15 protein-coding genes are annotated in these 15,253 nt (G+C 68.2%); 6 read left to right on the forward strand and 9 right to left on the reverse strand.

Annotation, left to right across the window (positions count from 1 at the left end):
- Positions 1–46: 46 nt before the first annotated feature.
- A complete protein-coding gene (locus ACH492_RS32480; RefSeq protein ID WP_398991958.1) occupies positions 47–217 on the reverse strand; it encodes a hydrophobic protein in 171 nt (56 codons plus the stop codon).
- A gap of 154 nt (positions 218–371) precedes the next feature.
- Between ACH492_RS32480 and ACH492_RS32485 the strand changes: the two genes are divergently transcribed.
- Entirely contained in the window at positions 372–854 is a 483-nt protein-coding gene (locus tag ACH492_RS32485; RefSeq protein ID WP_398991818.1) for a hypothetical protein, read from the forward strand.
- Positions 855–890: 36 nt separating this feature from the next.
- On the opposite strand, the gene ACH492_RS32490 is transcribed toward ACH492_RS32485, so the two are convergent.
- Together ACH492_RS32490 and ctaD are read right to left on the reverse strand one after the other, a co-directional pair.
- The gene (locus ACH492_RS32490; RefSeq protein WP_398991820.1) at positions 891–1,283 is read right to left on the reverse strand and encodes a cytochrome c oxidase subunit 4; all 393 of its coding nucleotides are present in this window, start codon (positions 1,281–1,283) and stop codon (positions 891–893) included.
- Positions 1,280–2,989 (reverse strand): cytochrome c oxidase subunit I, encoded by a 1,710-nt coding sequence (gene ctaD, locus ACH492_RS32495; protein ID WP_398991822.1) that lies wholly within the window; start codon positions 2,987–2,989, stop codon positions 1,280–1,282. Before ctaD ends, ACH492_RS32490 begins: the two co-directional genes overlap by 4 nt.
- Before the next feature lie 221 nt (positions 2,990–3,210).
- On the opposite strand from ctaD, the gene ACH492_RS32500 reads away from it, so the two are divergent.
- Entirely contained in the window at positions 3,211–4,857 is a 1,647-nt protein-coding gene (locus tag ACH492_RS32500) for a cytochrome bc complex cytochrome b subunit (protein ID WP_398991824.1), read from the forward strand.
- A 97-nt stretch (positions 4,858–4,954) separates the two neighbouring features.
- Here the strand turns inward: ACH492_RS32500 and ACH492_RS32505 are convergent, their stop codons facing one another.
- From ACH492_RS32505 to ACH492_RS32530, 6 genes are all read right to left on the reverse strand, one after another.
- Positions 4,955–5,278 carry a plasmid stabilization protein gene (locus ACH492_RS32505; protein ID WP_398991827.1) on the reverse strand — a complete coding sequence of 108 codons (324 nt, stop codon included), beginning with the start codon at positions 5,276–5,278 and terminating at the stop codon, positions 4,955–4,957.
- Between the two features lie 302 nt (positions 5,279–5,580).
- Positions 5,581–6,318, reverse strand: coding sequence for a metallophosphoesterase (locus tag ACH492_RS32510; protein ID WP_398991829.1), 738 nt, complete (start codon positions 6,316–6,318; stop codon positions 5,581–5,583).
- Positions 6,315–6,569 (reverse strand): hypothetical protein, encoded by a 255-nt coding sequence (locus ACH492_RS32515; protein WP_398991831.1) that lies wholly within the window; start codon positions 6,567–6,569, stop codon positions 6,315–6,317. The genes ACH492_RS32510 and ACH492_RS32515 overlap by 4 nt, the downstream gene beginning before the upstream one ends.
- A complete protein-coding gene (locus tag ACH492_RS32520; RefSeq protein ID WP_398991833.1) occupies positions 6,566–7,201 on the reverse strand; it encodes a nucleotidyltransferase family protein in 636 nt (211 codons plus the stop codon). Before ACH492_RS32520 ends, ACH492_RS32515 begins: the two co-directional genes overlap by 4 nt.
- 62 nt (positions 7,202–7,263) lie before the next feature.
- On the reverse strand, positions 7,264–7,497 hold the full coding sequence (locus tag ACH492_RS32525) for a DUF5133 domain-containing protein (RefSeq protein WP_398991834.1): 234 nt from the start codon (positions 7,495–7,497) through the stop codon (positions 7,264–7,266).
- Between the two features lie 382 nt (positions 7,498–7,879).
- Positions 7,880–8,176 (reverse strand): antibiotic biosynthesis monooxygenase, encoded by a 297-nt coding sequence (locus ACH492_RS32530; protein WP_398991836.1) that lies wholly within the window; start codon positions 8,174–8,176, stop codon positions 7,880–7,882.
- A gap of 229 nt (positions 8,177–8,405) precedes the next feature.
- On the opposite strand from ACH492_RS32530, the gene ACH492_RS32535 reads away from it, so the two are divergent.
- From ACH492_RS32535 to ACH492_RS32550, 4 genes are all read left to right on the forward strand, one after another.
- The gene (locus tag ACH492_RS32535) at positions 8,406–10,811 is read left to right on the forward strand and encodes a SpoIIE family protein phosphatase (protein WP_398991838.1); all 2,406 of its coding nucleotides are present in this window, start codon (positions 8,406–8,408) and stop codon (positions 10,809–10,811) included.
- Between the two features lie 471 nt (positions 10,812–11,282).
- Positions 11,283–11,969 carry a FadR/GntR family transcriptional regulator gene (locus ACH492_RS32540; protein ID WP_398991840.1) on the forward strand — a complete coding sequence of 229 codons (687 nt, stop codon included), beginning with the start codon at positions 11,283–11,285 and terminating at the stop codon, positions 11,967–11,969.
- Complete coding sequence (locus ACH492_RS32545; protein ID WP_398991842.1) at positions 11,966–13,381, forward strand: hypothetical protein; 1,416 nt, start codon at positions 11,966–11,968, stop codon at positions 13,379–13,381. The genes ACH492_RS32540 and ACH492_RS32545 overlap by 4 nt, the downstream gene beginning before the upstream one ends.
- Positions 13,378–15,231: a GMC family oxidoreductase N-terminal domain-containing protein gene (locus tag ACH492_RS32550; RefSeq protein WP_398991844.1), complete on the forward strand. Its 1,854-nt coding sequence runs from the start codon at positions 13,378–13,380 to the stop codon at positions 15,229–15,231. The genes ACH492_RS32545 and ACH492_RS32550 overlap by 4 nt, the downstream gene beginning before the upstream one ends.
- Positions 15,232–15,253: the final 22 nt, after the last annotated feature.

Here is a 15,253-nt window from a genome sequence, read left to right on the forward strand (position 1 = left end):
GTGGTCAGAGTTGGTCAGAACCTGACCTTGCCGGGTTGCGGCCCGGCTACCACCGGTACCAGCGGGACCTTCCGCCCCCGGCGGCCGTGCCGCGCATGAAGAAGCCCAGCACCCAGAGGACGAGAACCGCCAGTGCGATGTACCAAAGGACTTCCACGGCGAATCCGAACCCGAAAAGAATCAGGATCAGAAGGAGCACCAACAGGATCGGGACCATGTCGATCATCTCCGCGTCTTGACGTTGCGCACCGTTGCGCACGTTCCGTTTTCAGGCTCGCGGGTTCCCAGGATGCGGAGAATTAGACATCGCAGTTTGTCCCACTTCATTGCGGGCAGTCGAGAATCAAATGGGCGGGGGGTGTGGTGTCAGCATGCTGACACCCTGGCTGCGAAGGCTGGGTTGTCCAATGAGAGCGCCCCTCGAAGAGCCGATCCGCGGTTTCAGTCAGCTCGAGTTGCTGAGCGTCACTCTGCAAGCTGAGGGACGCGAAGGGCTCGACGTCCCGCTGCCCGCACCCGGGAAGGCAGAAACCACGCTGCTGGAGTCTCCATTCGCGCTCAAGGAAGGCGCGGAAATCCGCATCACACTGGGCTTCCGCCTCCGGCAGGCCGTCGAAGGCCTCAAGTTCACAGTTGTCCGGAAACGGCAGGGAGCGGTGATCGGGACGACCGAGGTGATGCTCGGCAGTTACCGGCCGGGCGGCCCGTACGAGCTGGTGCTTCCGCCGGAGCGGCTGCCGACCGGTCGCTTGGCCCGCGACACCTACCAAGTGACCGGAACGTTCACCGACGCCGACGGAAACGAGCTGGGTCATGAGGCCCATTGCTTCGAGATCACGAAGGAATGGGAATGAGGACGGATCCGTGGCGAACGTGGTGACGTAAGCCGCTCAGTCCTCGCTGCCCCCGGCGTACTGGAAGACAAGTCCGAACACTCCCGCCGCCAGGACACCGAGCCCGATCAACACCAGCCATAGGCCGTACACGACGCCGACGGCCAGTGCCGCGCTGCCTGCGGCGGCCAGCACGGGATAAGCGCTTTGCGGCGGGAAGAACCCGAGAGGGCCCGCTCTGTCGAGGATCTCGGCCTCCTTGCGGTCCTCCGGGCGGAGGCCCTTCCTGCGGTATGTCGTGCCGAAGAAGAACGCGACCAGGGACGCCATGGCGAACGCCACGGTGAGCGCCGCGATGCCGGCAGGCTCCTTGGACCACACGGCATACAGCACGTCGGTCGCGAGGAAGAACAGTGCGACCCCGGCGAACAGGTAGGCCTCGGTCTTCATGCGCTTCCCTCCCCATGCGGATCCGGCGTCGGCCGGGCTCGTCCAAGTTCGGCGGGGGGCCTCTCCATCGCCTCCGGATGGTTCATGTCGAAGGCCGGTGAGTCGGAACGTACGCGGGGCAGCGCATGGAAATTGTGCCGGGGCGCTGGGCAAGGTGTCGCCCATTCCAGGGACCGGCCGAAGCCCCATGGATCGTCGACCGCGATTTTGGGCGCGTACAGAGTTGTGCGCCACACGTTGTAAAGAAATGGCAGAGTGGAAAGGCCCAGCAGGAACGAGCCAATGGTGGAAATTGTGTTCAGGAGTGTGAAGCCGTCCGCGGCGAGGTAGTCCGCGTAACGGCGGGGCATCCCCATTTCTCCGAGCCAGTGGTGGACCAGAAAAGTGGTCTGAAATCCAATGAATAGGGTCCAGAAGTGGATCCTGCCCAGTCGCTCACTGAGCAGGCGCCCCGTCCATTTCGGCCACCAGAAGTAAAAGCCGCCGAACATGGCGAAGACGACAGTGCCGAAGAGTACGTAATGCAGATGGGCCACGATGAAGTAGCTGTCCGTGACGTGGAAGTCCAGTGGTGGAGAAGCGATCATCACCCCGCTGAGGCCGCCGAGCAGGAACGTGACCAGGAAGCCCAACGCCCAAAGCATCGGTGTCTCGAACGAGATGCTCCCGTGCCACATCGTGCCGATCCAGTTGAAGAATTTGACCCCGGTCGGCACCGCGATGATGAACGACATCATTGCGAAGAAGGGTAGTAGTACAGCACCCGTCGTAAACATGTGATGTGCCCAGACCACCGCGGAGAGCATCGTGATGGCGATGGTGGCCCCGACCATTCCGACGTATCCGAAGATCGGCTTACGGCTGAAGACCGGAATGATTTCGGTCACTACACCGAAGAAGGGCAATGCGACGATGTAGACCTCGGGATGGCCGAAGAACCAGAACAGATGCTGCCACAGAAGCGCGCCGCCATTGGTCGGGTCGAAGACATGGGCCCCGAACTTGCGATCCGCCTCGAGCGCCAGCAATGCCGCCGTCAGCACCGGAAAAGACACCAGCACGAGAATAGAAGTGAACAACACATTCCATGTGAAAATCGGCATGCGGAACATAGTCATTCCCGGAGCGCGCAGGCACACGATGGTGGCGATGAAATTGACCGATCCGAGGGTGGTGCTGACTCCGGCCAGCACCAGACCCATCGCCCACAGGTCACCTCCCTCGCCGGGGGAGTGCACCGGCCCGTTCAGCGGGGCGTAGGCGAACCATCCGAAATCCGCCGCCCCGCCCGGGGTGAGGAAACCGGAGACGACGATCAGCGCACCGAAGAGGTACAGCCAGTAGGACAGGGCATTGAGCCGCGGAAAGGCGACGTCGGGTGCCCCGATCTGCAAGGGCATGACGGCGTTGGCGAATCCGGCGAACATCGGAGTCGCGAAGAGCAGCATCATGATCGTGCCGTGGATGGTGAACATCTGGTTGTACTGCTCACTGCTGACGATCTGCAGCCCGGGGCGGGCCAGTTCGGCCCGAATCACCATGGCCATCAAACCGGCCAGCAGGAAGAACCCGAACGCTGTGACCATGTAGAGATTGCCGATGACCTTGTGGTCAGTGGTCGTCAACCAGCCTCTGATCCGATTCCCGACGACGGTCCTTTCCTTTACGGCCACAGCCGTTGGCGTCACAAGGGGGCCGTGGACCATCCGTGGGTCCTCCGTTCGCCGGCGGTGAGAGGGGGGACAGGCCCGTTCCAGGGGTTCGCGACGGGCGCTGCATGCTATGACCGTTTCTCCCGCATTGCGGAGCGCCGCCACCCACTGTTCCAACCTGTGTCGGAGACTGCCCTCGTATGGGTGAGGGGGCGGCCCGATCCACCGAATCGCGGCCGAATCCGCTGGAGCACGTCAGGGGGCAGGAGCAGCTCATGATCTTCTTCCGGCGGGCACGACTGACCGCACGCGCCGTGAAACGCCGCACCGAGCTCGCCGCGGGACGGACTACTGAAGGGCTGGACGCGCGGCTGCCGCTCGGCGAGGGCGGCGGTCTGCTGCGCAAGGCGTTCCCCAATCATTGGTCCTTTCTGCTGGGCGAATTGGCGCTGTACAGCCTGATCGTGCTGCTGCTGACCGGTGTCTACCTCACGCTGTTCTTCAAGCCCGAGATGAGCGAGGTGGTGTACGACGGGTCGTACGCACCGCTCGACGGTGTCCGGATGTCGCAGGCGTTCGATTCCACGCTGAGCATCAGCTTCGATGTCCGCGGGGGGCTGCTGATCCGGCAGATGCACCACTGGGCGTCGGTCCTCTTCGTCGCCGCCATCGGTGTGCATCTGCTGCGGGTGTTCTTCACCGGCGCGTTCCGCAAGCCCCGAGAAGCGAACTGGATGATCGGTGTCACGCTCTTCGTGCTGGCGCTGGCGGAAGGGTTCGCCGGTTACTCGCTTCCGGACGACCTCCTCTCCGGCACCGGGATGCGGATCGCTCAGGGCATCATGCTGTCGATTCCGGTGGCCGGGACCTACATCAGCATGTTCGCGTTCGGTGCGGAGTTTCCGGGGGAGGACATGATCACCCGGCTGTACGGGTTGCACATCCTGCTCCTGCCGGGGCTGCTCCTCGCCCTGGTCACGGTCCATCTGATGCTGGTTTTCTACCTGAAGCACACCCAGTGGGCGGGCAGGGGCCGCATCAATCGCAACGCGGTCGGCAAGCCGTTCTTCCCCCACTTCATGGCCGCTTCCGGCGGACTGTTCTTCACCGTCCTCGGAGTGGTCGCGGCCCTTGGTGGGCTGGCACAGATCAATCCGGTCTGGGCGTACGGGCCTTACCGAACCGACCTGGTGTCGACGGGGTCGCAGCCGGACTGGTACGTCGGCTTCCTGGAAGGTGCGCTGCGACTGGTGCCGCCATGGGAGACGGTGGTGGCCGGGCACACGGTGATGTGGAACGTCCTGCTGCCCGCGCTGGTCCTGCCCGGCGTCCTGTTCGCCGTTCTGTACGCGTATCCATTCGCTGAGGCGTGGGTGACGCGCGACGGGCGCGAGCATCACTTGTGCGACCGGCCGCGCGACCGGCCGGTGCGCACCGGGCTCGGTGTCGCGGGTATCTCTTTCTACGGCGTGCTGCTGCTGGCCGGCGGCAACGACGTGGTGGCCTTTACGTTCCGTATCTCACTCGACGAACTGACGTGGGCATTGCGTGCCGCTCTGGTCGTGCTGCCGATCGTCGCGTTCCTCGTGACCAAGCGGCTGTGTCTCGCGTTCCAGGAGGCCGAGTTCGAGCGAGGGGCCTCCGGCGTGGAGACCGGTAACGTGCGCCAGACGGTCGAGGGCGGCTTCGAGCAGGAGCACCGGCCCCTCGATGTCGACAAGCGGTATCTGCTGGCGCACAGGAACCTGCCCGCGCTCAAGGAGCCGCCATCGGGTTCCGGTGGGGAGGACCTGCGGGTCGAGCGGTTGCGGGAGACACTCGGCAACTGGTTCAACACCAGGTCAGTGGAGGAGATTCACGACAGCGGCGAGGAAGGCGAGAGGGGAGGCGAAGCGCGGGACCAGCAGTCCGGGCACCCGTGATGCCGGGACCAGCAGTCCGGGCACCCGTGATGAGCCCCTCGTCTCGGGCGCGCCGCGAACGGTCGCTCTCAGCCGCACCGGACCGCCGCACCGGAAGTCAGCGGCCAAGGGACCGTTTGAGTTCGGACTTGTTCATGGACGAGCGCCCCTGGATGTTGCGGCGCTGAGCCTCCGCGTACAGCTGGTCGTAGGTCGGACCCTCGGACCCGCTGTGGGAACGCTGCCCGCCACGCTTCGAGGACGACATGTCCTGCGTGGAACTCTTGCTGGCCGTACGGGACTCACCAGAGCGTGCACGTTCCTTGTTAACCGTGCGCGCGGCGATTTCCTTGGCCCGCTTCGTGCTCTCGCCGCGTTCCTCGGCGCTCTCCTTGATGTGTTCGTACTGTCGTTCTCGTTTGGAACTCGAGCCCCTCGGCATCGCTGTCGCTCCTCTCACAGAGCTGCATCGGATCGGATGTGCCCCGTCCCTGACGGCTGAGGGCCGCGCCATCCACAGTGCGTCTCCGATCCGCCCGCCGCAAATGGGGCACCGGTCCGGTCCCGCCACCGCGCTGGAGCGCGAGACCGCGACACCGACCGCTTTGCCGATCCGGCCCGAGCTCGCGGCCCTGAAGGGCACGGTCGACACCGACGTGGTGACTGGCCGTGTGGGAGGCGGCCCTGGCGGACCGCGACGTCTACCGCGAAGTGCCGCGGCCGGAGTCGCTCGGCCGGCGACTACTAGTTGCCTCGGGCGTCCACCGGCAGCTGGTAGATGGCGAACGCGCGGCCGATGACCGGCTGGGCGACATTGCGCACCCGCACCCCGCCGCTGGTCATGCCGTGTTCCGTGCCCATGTGCGCGTGGCCGTGGACAGCCAGGTCGGCCCCGGCCTCATCCATCGCCTCGGCCAGCAGGTAGCTGCCCAGGAAGGGAAAGATCTCCAGTGGCTCGCCCGCCAGGGTGTCCGGGACGGGTGCGAAGTGCGTCAACGCGATCCGAACGGCACAGCCGCCCTCCCTCAGCCCGTCCAGGGCATCGCGCAGGCCGTCCGCGCAGCGCCGGGTGTAGCGGATGAATGCCTTCATCTCCGGTTCGCCGAATTCGTCGCCGCTGCGTCCCGCGAATCCGCCGCCGAAGCCCTTGGTTCCGGCGACGCCGACCAGTACCCCGCCGATGTCCAGGATCGTTCCCTCGCCCTCGAGGACGGTCACCCCGGCCCCGGCCAGTACGTCCGTCACCTCGGCCTGCTGGTCACTGTGGTAGTCGTGGTTACCCAGGACCGCCACGACCGGCACGTCCAGTGCGGCCACCTCCACGGCGACTACCCCGGCCTCGTCCGCCGTGCCGTGCCGCGTCAGATCACCGGCGAGCAGCAGCAAGTCCGCGCACTCGCTCAGGGTCTCGAAGGCGGGCCGAAGCACCCCCGCGCTGTCCGGCCCCAGGTGGATGTCGCCGACCGCTGCTACACGGATCACGCCAGCTCCTCGGGATGGTCGGGGGCATCGGAGCAGACCACGAACAGGTCCTCACGGAGCGGGATTCCAGCCAGCTCCTCCTTGGCGATACGCAGGATCTCGTCCCGGGAGGCGGCGCTGGCGACGGCGCCGGAAAGCAGGACGCTGTCTCCCCGTACCTCGATCCGCACTCCCAGCTCGGCGATCGCCCCGCCTGCCAGGCGGTCCCGCAGGTGGGCAATGCGGTACTCGACGGTGTCCGAGCCTGTCATGGCATTGCCTCCCGTCGTTCGATGACGTCCAGACGCTCGAGGAGGTAGAGGAAGGCGTCGGGCATGGGCGAAGCCTGGTGCTCGCGGCGCAGGCGGTCCCAGTCGATCTTCTCCCGGAGTGTCCTGGCGATGGGCAGTACAGACCCGAAGTCGCAGTGGTGCTCCGAGAATGCGTGGAGCAGGCTGCCCATCAGGTCGGTCGGGGACAGCACCGGCATGTGTACGGAGTCCACGGGCAGGGTCTCCGCCCGGTCGAGCAGCTCTCTGGTCACGGGCTGCTGCGCCAGTTCGAGGATGAGGTCGATCTCCTCACCGTGGCTTCTGGCCTTGATCAGCCAGTCCTCGGGGGCTATGCGCACCTCGATCCCGTCGGCCTCCAGCGCCTCGGTCACGGCTTGGGCGTCCTCGCGCAGAATGCAGAAGTCGGTGTCGTGCTGGAGGCTGGCCGGCACGCCGTGCGCGTAGGCGGCAACACTGCCGGCCAGGGCGAATGGATACCCGCCGCTCTTGAGTCTTCCGGCCACCTGCTTGGTGGCTTCCAGGATGCTCTGGGTGCGGTCCGGTGGCAGTCCCGGCGCCCCGCCACCAGGGGTGTCCTGTGCGTACGTCTTCACGGGTACCGTCCTCGTCATGGGCCGGGTGGGGATGATTCGGGTACCCGGCCCGAGGCGAAATGACCCGCCCCGAGGTCCGGCTATTTCCGCAGCGAGAAACGGGCAAGCTGTGCTGTTGGAGCCCTGAGATACCGCTCTGCCTGGAGGACGGCATCGCGTGCCGTTCGTTGCCCCATGAGGATGCACAGGGTGTACGCCACGTCTTCGAAACGAGCGCGGGTGTCGTTGTGCATAGGGTTGGCAAGCATTCGGCGCTCCAGTTCCCTGAACCGGATGAGGAGACTGCGAACACGGCCTTTGTCCGGCAGCAGCATCTCGAATCCTCCATCTGTGAAGGGCCCGCGCGCGGACTGATCTCGAAATCCGCGCGTGGGTGCTCCCGTGAGGTGGCGGTAGAGGGTAGAGGTACGGGCAGCTCGGCCACGTCGACGCCGTAAATCCCGACGTCTCCATAGGTGGCAGCCCCCGTTGTCCGGGGTCGGTCGGGCCCCGTGGAGGCCAGGTCCTTGCCCGATCAATTGATCGGGAGCGCTCGGCCTCAGCTGCTCATTCTCCGCCTCCGGAGTGAGGTTCTCCAGTCAGCCCGTCCCTGCCAAGGGGGCAGTGGGCATCGGGTGCCGTCGGCGGTCGTTTCGCATGCGCAGTGGACGCGCATGGGGTGTACGGGCCGGGGTCGGCCTCAGTCCGCCGGTCTGATCACTGACCGGGGACGGTGAGTTCGCCGCCGCGGTAAAAGCCTTCATGCTCGTCGACGACGTACGGGGCCATGGCATCACGCCGTTGCTGCTCCCCGTCGGAGGTCCGCCAGGAGTCGCACGCTTCCCGGGAGTCCCAGAACGACACCCCTGTGATTTCCTGCCCGTCCTCGGACCAGTAGGCGTAGGCGCGGCGCAGGCCGTTCGGAGTCGAGCCCGGTCGCCATGCCCTCTCGAACTCCTCCAGAGTGCCCGGCTTGATGCGGCGCGTCGTGACCCAGACGAAGTAGTCCTCCATTGCGGCCTCCTGCGGAACGTCGGTTCGGAGATGGCGCTCCCCGGACCACGGTAGGTCGCCTCCGCGGCTTCCGCCTCCGCGGCGAAGCCCCAGGCCGCCGGGGCGGACGGCGGAGAGGAGGTTGTCAGGGTCATGGCGCTCATGGGAGGCCCGGAGGACCGTCATCGCGGTTGTGCCGGGCCCGGTCAGGGCCGATTCTGGAGGTAATGAACCGGGCTGGTGTGGCGCCATGAGCGCGTGGAAGGCGGCCAAGAGCGCTGATTTCCGTGGTCCGCTCGACGTCACCAGGGCTGCCACGGTGGTTCTCGATGCCCAGGACACGGTCATCGGCTGGGGGCCCGCGGCCGAGGATCTCCTCGGCTATCCGCCGCACGAGATCATCGGGAAGCACCTGGATACGTTCCTGCCTCCCCGGCAGGACTCCGGATTCACAGCTGCTCAGGCAGCCGAGCCGGCCTTGGGACCCCGGTTGAGCGGAAGCGACATCCGCGTCGCCCGGCACCGGGACGGCCACGAGCTGCTGCTCGCAACAGCGGTGTCCCCTCTGACCGGTAGCGGCACGGCGGCTCACGTTCTCGTCGCTGCCGAGCTGGAGCATCTGCGGCTGTGGGAATCCGGGCTGGCTCTACTGGAGGGGCTCGCCACCCAGTCACCCCTCGGTCTGGCCATCTACGACACCGACCTGCGCCTGACGTGGTGCAACGCCGCGTACGAACGGGAGATCGGACAGCCGTTCGCCGAGTTCCGCGGTATGCGGGCCGATGAGCTGTACTCCTCGGGCAGGTTTTTGACCGAGGGGTACCCGGACACTCTCGATGCCGTAATGCACTACGTACTCGACACCGGCGAACCGATCCTCGACCTGCACTTCCGTGGCGAGCCACCCAGCGAACCCGGAACGGACCACCTCTGGTCATGCTCCTACTACCGGCTCCAGGACGCCGACGGGCACGTGTTCGGAGTGTGCGAGGACGCATTCGACATCACTGATCGCTACGAGGCCCAGAAGCGGCTGGCTCTGCTCGTCGAGGCCGGCCGCGGAATCGGCAACTCCCTGAACATGATCGTCACTGCCGAGGAGGTCACGGAAGTGGCGGTGCCGGGATTCGCGAGCACTGTCACAGTCGACCTTGCGAAGGAGGTCCTGGAAGGCGAGGTCCTGGGCACCGGAGCCCCGGGAGGGACGGACCTCGTACGGGTCGCCTCCCGATCGGCCACGGCGAACGGCGAGGCGGGCGGTCCGGGGGAGTCGCGTCAGCCTTCTCCTGTCGATTACCCGCCAGGTTCACCCCAGTACCGCAGTCTCTCCTCGGGCGGACTCGTGCTCGTGGACGACACCCTGGTCGTGCCGTTGCGGGCCGGGGGCAACATGCTGGGACTCGTCACCTTCCATCGCGACGCCCCGTCAGCCACTTTCGACAGCGGCGAGGTCGCACTCGCCGACGAGCTGACCACTCGTACGGCGGTGTGCGTCGACAACGCCCGACGCTTCACCCGTGAACGCACCTCCTCACTCGCCCTGCAGCGCCAACTGCTGCCGCAGCACCTGCCGCAGCCATCGGCGGTCGACCTGGCCCATCGCTACCTCCCCACGGACAATGTGACAGGAGTCGGCGGCGACTGGTTCGACGTCATCGCGCTCTCCGGTACCAGGGTCGGACTCGTCGTCGGTGACGTGGTCGGGCACGGCCTGCAGGCGGCGGCCACCATGGGACGGCTGCGCACGACCGTACGCGCGCTCGCCCAGCTGGACTTGGCCCCCGACGAGTTGCTCAAGCGACTCGACGATCTGGTGGGCCAGTCGGTGGAGGATCAGTCGGACGCCGTCGGCGCGGCCGCCGACCCGCACATGGACAACGCCACCGGGGCCACCTGTCTCTACGCGGTCTACGATCCGGTCTCGCGACGATGCACCATGGCCCGGGCAGGGCACCTGCCGCCGGCGATCGTGGACCCCGACGGCCGCCTGTTCTTCCCGGACCTGCCGGCCGGCCCGCCGCTGGGGCTCGGCGGCCTGCCGTTCGAGTCCAGGGAACTCGAGCTGCCGGTGGGCAGCCTGGTAGCCCTCTTCACCGATGGCCTGGTCGAAGCCCGCGACCGCGACATCGATCAGGGGCTGGACGTCCTGGGCCGAGTGCTCAGCGACCGCCGCGGGTCCCTGGAAGACGTCTGCGACCGGGCTGTGTCGGAACTCCTGCCGGACGGCACGACAGCCGACGACACGGCACTGCTGCTCGTGCGTACCCGCGAACTCGATGCCGCACAGGTCGCGGCCTGGGAGCTGCCCGCCGAACCGGTCGCGGTGGGCCATGCCCGGGAGCTGGCTATCGGCAAGCTTCACGAATGGGGCCTGGAAGAGATGTCGTTCTCGACCGAGCTCGTCGTCAGCGAGCTCGTCACCAACGCGGTCAGGCACGCCGACGGGCCGCTGCTCCTGCGCCTCATCCGTGATCGTACGCTCGTGTGCGAAGTCGCGGACACGGGTCACACCTCACCGCACCTCCGTCACAGTGCGGAGGACGACGAAGGCGGGCGCGGACTGTTCATCGTCGCTCAACTCGTTCACAGATGGGGAACGCGCTACACACAGTCCGGGAAGACCATCTGGACGGAACTGGCGTTCCCATCGGCGTGATGATCTTACGAGTGGCCCGGCCGGCCGCCGTAGCGGCTCCCGGGTGACGGTTCGGTTGCATGGCCGCGGGACTCCGTTCCCCTCTGCCGTTTGCAGCGTTGGACCGGGTATGAACGTCTCCGGCAACGACCCGATCCCGCTTCCCGACACCCGGCTGGTGGGCGCGTACTGGCTCGCCTCTGCGAAGCATGAAGACGACAGCTGCATGTGGTGTGCGCAGCTGCGCTCGGCTGATGCCCCGGCCCGTCGGGCACCGCCGGAGGGAAAACGTTCCCCCGCGGTCTGGGTTGTGCCTCCGGGGCTGCCTCCCCGTCCACAGCCCGGCCGCTGATGGCGATGCGGGGCGGCGTCAACGGCAGTCGCTGGGCGCGGTGTTGTCACCCGGATCGAGGGCTGACTCATTGACTTCATCCATCGACCCTGATTCAGTGGCTCATCCACTGAGCCACTGAATCGCGAAGGAAGGACGGCATGGAGGCGCTGCCCCGCGAGACCATCGTCGATGTCCTGGAAACCCGGCTGCGCGAGGACATCCTCGCCGGGCGGCATCCGGCAGGCAGTTATCTGCCGCCGGAGCGCCGACTCGCCGACGGATACGGCGTCACCCGCACCACCCTCAAGCACGCTTTCGGCCGCCTCGTTCAGGCCGGACTGCTGGAGACGCGGCACGGAGTGGGCACCCGGGTGCGCGACTATGCGCGGCTCGGCGGGGCCGATCTGCTGCCCATGCTGGTAAGACACAGCCCGGACTGGATGCGCGAGATCTTCGAAGTGCGGCGCAGCATCGGCGCGTTGATTGCCGAGCGGGCAGCGGCTCGCGCCACCGAGGAGCAGCGTGCCGAGCTGCGTGCCCTGCTGGCGGCGGTACGGATGGCCGAGGGCGGGGACGCAGTGCAGCTGGCCGACATCGAGGTGCACCGGGCGCTGGCCCGTGCCACCGGGAATCGTGTCTACGTGCTGCTGACCAACACCCTCTTCAACGCCTACCTGCCGGTGCGGGCCGCCCTCGTGGGCCCGTTCAACAGCCCCGATGCCGCGCACGCCAGGCTGGAACCGGTGGTCGAAGCCGTGGCGGCCGGCGACCAGGCAGGTGCGAGGCGGGCAGCCGAGGCGTATCTGACGGCAACGGAGCGGATCATGCTGGAGGGCCTCGGATGAGCAGGCGTACACCTGAGGGATTCACGGGCACGCGGGGCACCGCTTTCCGCGAGACCATGCTCGGCACGATCCGGCTCGACGGCGAGGACCGGACCCGCCCGATCCGCCTCGACCTGGGCGTCGCGGCCGATCGCGTGCTGCGCCTGGGTGGGACGACCGACGCGCGGATCACCGGGCGGATACGCATCGCCGGTTGGGCCGACGACCCTTGTGCCGAGGGCGAGTTGGAGATATCACCGCTGGCCAGGCGGCGTATCCGCTACCGGATCTCGTTCACGGCCGGCGATCGCCGTCTCACCCTCGACGGCTGGAAGTCCGTGACGCCGCGCCGGCCGCTGACGTCGATGACGGTGCTGCCGTTCACGCTGTACGAAGAGGGAGTGCCGGCCGGCGAAGGCACGCTGCGTTTCCCAGTGGCGACGGGGCTCGTGCCCTTCCTCGCGAGCTTCCGTTTTCCGCGGCAGGAAGCGGCGGCTTCGCACATGGCGCCGCGCTGGAACGGCGAGCCGGGCCGCACCGAAGTCTGGTACACGACGGTGACCGACCCGGCGACCGGCACCGGACTGTGGCTGCACCACGAACTCACCGCGCCGGCCGATGGGTCCGATCCGTTCGCTCACGGCTGGGCCGCGGTGTTCCCCAAGGACGGTCCGGTACGGCACGCCCGCTTCGGCCCCGCCAAGTGGACCGGGGGCGGGGACGGCTTCACCGCTGACGGCGTCCTTGCCGGACCCGGCCGGCTGTCCGGCTCGGCGGGCGCACTGCGCTGGGACCTGGCCGAACAGGCCGACGGGGCACCGCTGTTCACCTTCCCTCGCTGGTCCTGGCGTCGCCCCCTGCTGCCCGCGGCGCAGATGTTGCCGGCCGCGCGGGCCATGTACGCCGGGACATTCGGGTACGAGAACACGACCCTGACGCCGTCCGGCGCGCCCGGAGCCTCCGCCCGGATCTACGGCCACGGCAACGCGCACCGCTGGGCCTGGCTGCACGCCGACCTGGGCGCGGGCGATGTGCTGGAACTCGTCGCCGCGGTCTCCACCCGGCCCGGGCTGCGCCGGCTGCCCCCACTGGTCTTCCTGCGGCTTCGCCGGGGTGGCCGCACCTGGCCGCGAAGGGCGGAGCGCACGGCGGTCGGCTGGGCCGGATTCGGCCGGTTCCGCGCCGCTATCGGCCTGCCCAGGTGGACGGTGACCGGGCGCGCGGGCCTGCGCCGTATCCGCGTCGAGGTCACCCAGCCCGAGGAGCGCACGCTCGCGCTCGACTACACCGACCCGGACGGCAGCCACGCGACCTGCCGCAACAGCGAACGGTCCGATGCGCATGTGCTGCTGGAACGGTGGTGGGGCGGCTGGCGCACCGAGGCCGAGTGGACCTTGGCCGGTACGGCGCACGCGGAGGTGGGCACGCGATGAGTATCACCGGTCTGGTGGCCGCGCTCATCGCCGACGACGGCACCGCTGACTGGCCCGCCCGGGTCCCCGGCAGGCTGGAGACCGTCATCGGCTCGATGCCGTCCCCGGCGCGTGCCGGGGTGCGGGCGGCGGCGGGCGCCATCGACGCGTATGCCGTGGCCCGGACCGGGCGCAGGCTCGCCGCCCTCACCGCTGCGAAGCGGGAGGCCGTGCTCGGCTCCCTCGGCGCGCGCCCCGCGCTCCTGCCGCTCCTGGACGTACTCAAAGTGCCCGTCCTGCTTGCCGCCGGAACCGAGCGCATGCTCGAACACGGCGTACCTACACACGAGTTGACGCGCCAGGATCCCCCACTCGACTGCACGCCGTCCCGCGAGTGGCCGGCGCGCACCACCGCGGACGCCGTGGTCATCGGCTCCGGCGCGGGGGGTGCCATGGCCGCGCGGACCCTGGCCCGGGGCGGTCTCCGCGTTGTCGTACTGGAGGAAGGGCAGCACCACTCCACGGCGTCGTTCGGGCGGCGCACCCCGCTCGACCGGTTCGCCGAGCTCTACCGGGACGGCGGGGCCACCGTCGCCGTGGGCAGTCCGCCGCTGCTGCTTCCGGTGGGCCGGGCTGTCGGCGGCACCACGGTCGTCAACTCCGGGACCTGCTACCGCACTCCGGACCATGTGCTGACCAGGTGGATCGGCGACTTCGGCTTCTCGCTCGCCGAGTGCTTCGGCCCGTACCTCGACGAGGTGGAACGCACGCTGCGGGTGGCCACTCAGCCGCTGGACGTCCTCGGGAACAACGGCCGTCTCACGCTCGCCGGGGCCGAACGTCTCGGCTGGCGGGCCGCGCCCCTGCGCCGCAACGCGACCGGCTGCAAGGGGTCCTGCCAGTGCGTGGTGGGCTGTCCGACCGGCGCCAAGCAGAGCGTGCAGCTGTCGGTGCTGCCAGATGCCTGCGCCGCGGGAGCCCGCATCGTCACCGGCGCCAAGGCCCGGCGTGTTCTGGTGGACGCCGACCGCCCGGGCGGTCCGCGCGCGGCGGGAGTCCTCGTACGAAGGCAGGACGGCAGTGAACTCGAGATCCTCGCACCGCTGGTCGTCATCGCAGCGGGCGCACTTCAGTCGCCGCCCCTGCTGCGCCGCTCCGGCCTCGGCGGGCACCCGCGGCTCGGCCGCAATCTCAGCGTCCATCCGGCGACCAGCGTCGCCGGCCGCTTCGCCGAGCCGGTCACCGCCTGGGAGGGAGTGCTGCAGAGTGTCGGCGTCGAGGAACTGCACCACGACGGTGTACTCATCGAGGCCACCGCGACCCCGCCGGGAATGGGCTCCTTCGTACTGCCGGGCCTGGGCAGTGAATTGCGGCGCGAACTGGAGAGCGCCGACCGGCTTGCCACCCTCGGCGCGATGATCGCCGACCGTCCGTCCGGCCGTGTACTGGGCAGGGAGCGGACCCTGCTCCGCTACGACCTGGACCGGCGCGACGGGGGCCGATTGATGCGCGCCGTACGCGCCATGGGCCAAGTCCTCTTCGCGGCAGGTGCGGAGGAGGTCCTCACCGGCATCCCCACCGCGCCCCGCGCCCGCTCGCTGACCGAACTGGACGAGACCCTCGCGCACGTGGGCCCGAGCCGGCTGCACCTGTCCGCGTACCACCCCACGGGCACGGTGTCCGCCGGCGCCGACGCGCAGCGCTTCCCGGCCGACCCCTTCGGGCGGCTGCGCGGCGTGCACGGAGTGCTGATCGCGGACGCATCGGTGCTGCCGGGCTGCCCCGAGGTCAATCCCCAGCTGAGCATCATGGCTGCGGCCCTGGCGGTCACCGAGGGCCACTTGGAGGCGGGTCGTAGGGTGCCGGCATGACGTCGTCGCTTCGCCTGCTTGG

Source organism: Streptomyces sp. NPDC019443, from assembly GCF_044389785.1.
GTDB lineage: Bacteria > Actinomycetota > Actinomycetes > Streptomycetales > Streptomycetaceae > Streptomyces.

Coding starts and splice junctions, on each gene's coding strand:
- ACH492_RS32480 (WP_398991958.1), bottom strand. CDS start 217: ATGGTCCCGATCCTGTTGGTGCTCCTTCTGATCCTGATTCTTTTCGGG.
- ACH492_RS32485 (WP_398991818.1), top strand. CDS start 372: ATGCTGACACCCTGGCTGCGAAGGCTGGGTTGTCCAATGAGAGCGCCC.
- ACH492_RS32490 (WP_398991820.1), bottom strand. CDS start 1,283: ATGAAGACCGAGGCCTACCTGTTCGCCGGGGTCGCACTGTTCTTCCTC.
- ctaD (WP_398991822.1), bottom strand. CDS start 2,989: ATGGTCCACGGCCCCCTTGTGACGCCAACGGCTGTGGCCGTAAAGGAA.
- ACH492_RS32500 (WP_398991824.1), top strand. CDS start 3,211: ATGATCTTCTTCCGGCGGGCACGACTGACCGCACGCGCCGTGAAACGC.
- ACH492_RS32505 (WP_398991827.1), bottom strand. CDS start 5,278: ATGCCGAGGGGCTCGAGTTCCAAACGAGAACGACAGTACGAACACATC.
- ACH492_RS32515 (WP_398991831.1), bottom strand. CDS start 6,569: ATGACAGGCTCGGACACCGTCGAGTACCGCATTGCCCACCTGCGGGAC.
- ACH492_RS32520 (WP_398991833.1), bottom strand. CDS start 7,201: ATGACGAGGACGGTACCCGTGAAGACGTACGCACAGGACACCCCTGGT.
- ACH492_RS32525 (WP_398991834.1), bottom strand. CDS start 7,497: ATGCTGCTGCCGGACAAAGGCCGTGTTCGCAGTCTCCTCATCCGGTTC.
- ACH492_RS32530 (WP_398991836.1), bottom strand. CDS start 8,176: ATGGAGGACTACTTCGTCTGGGTCACGACGCGCCGCATCAAGCCGGGC.
- ACH492_RS32535 (WP_398991838.1), top strand. CDS start 8,406: ATGAGCGCGTGGAAGGCGGCCAAGAGCGCTGATTTCCGTGGTCCGCTC.
- ACH492_RS32540 (WP_398991840.1), top strand. CDS start 11,283: ATGGAGGCGCTGCCCCGCGAGACCATCGTCGATGTCCTGGAAACCCGG.
- ACH492_RS32545 (WP_398991842.1), top strand. CDS start 11,966: ATGAGCAGGCGTACACCTGAGGGATTCACGGGCACGCGGGGCACCGCT.
- ACH492_RS32550 (WP_398991844.1), top strand. CDS start 13,378: ATGAGTATCACCGGTCTGGTGGCCGCGCTCATCGCCGACGACGGCACC.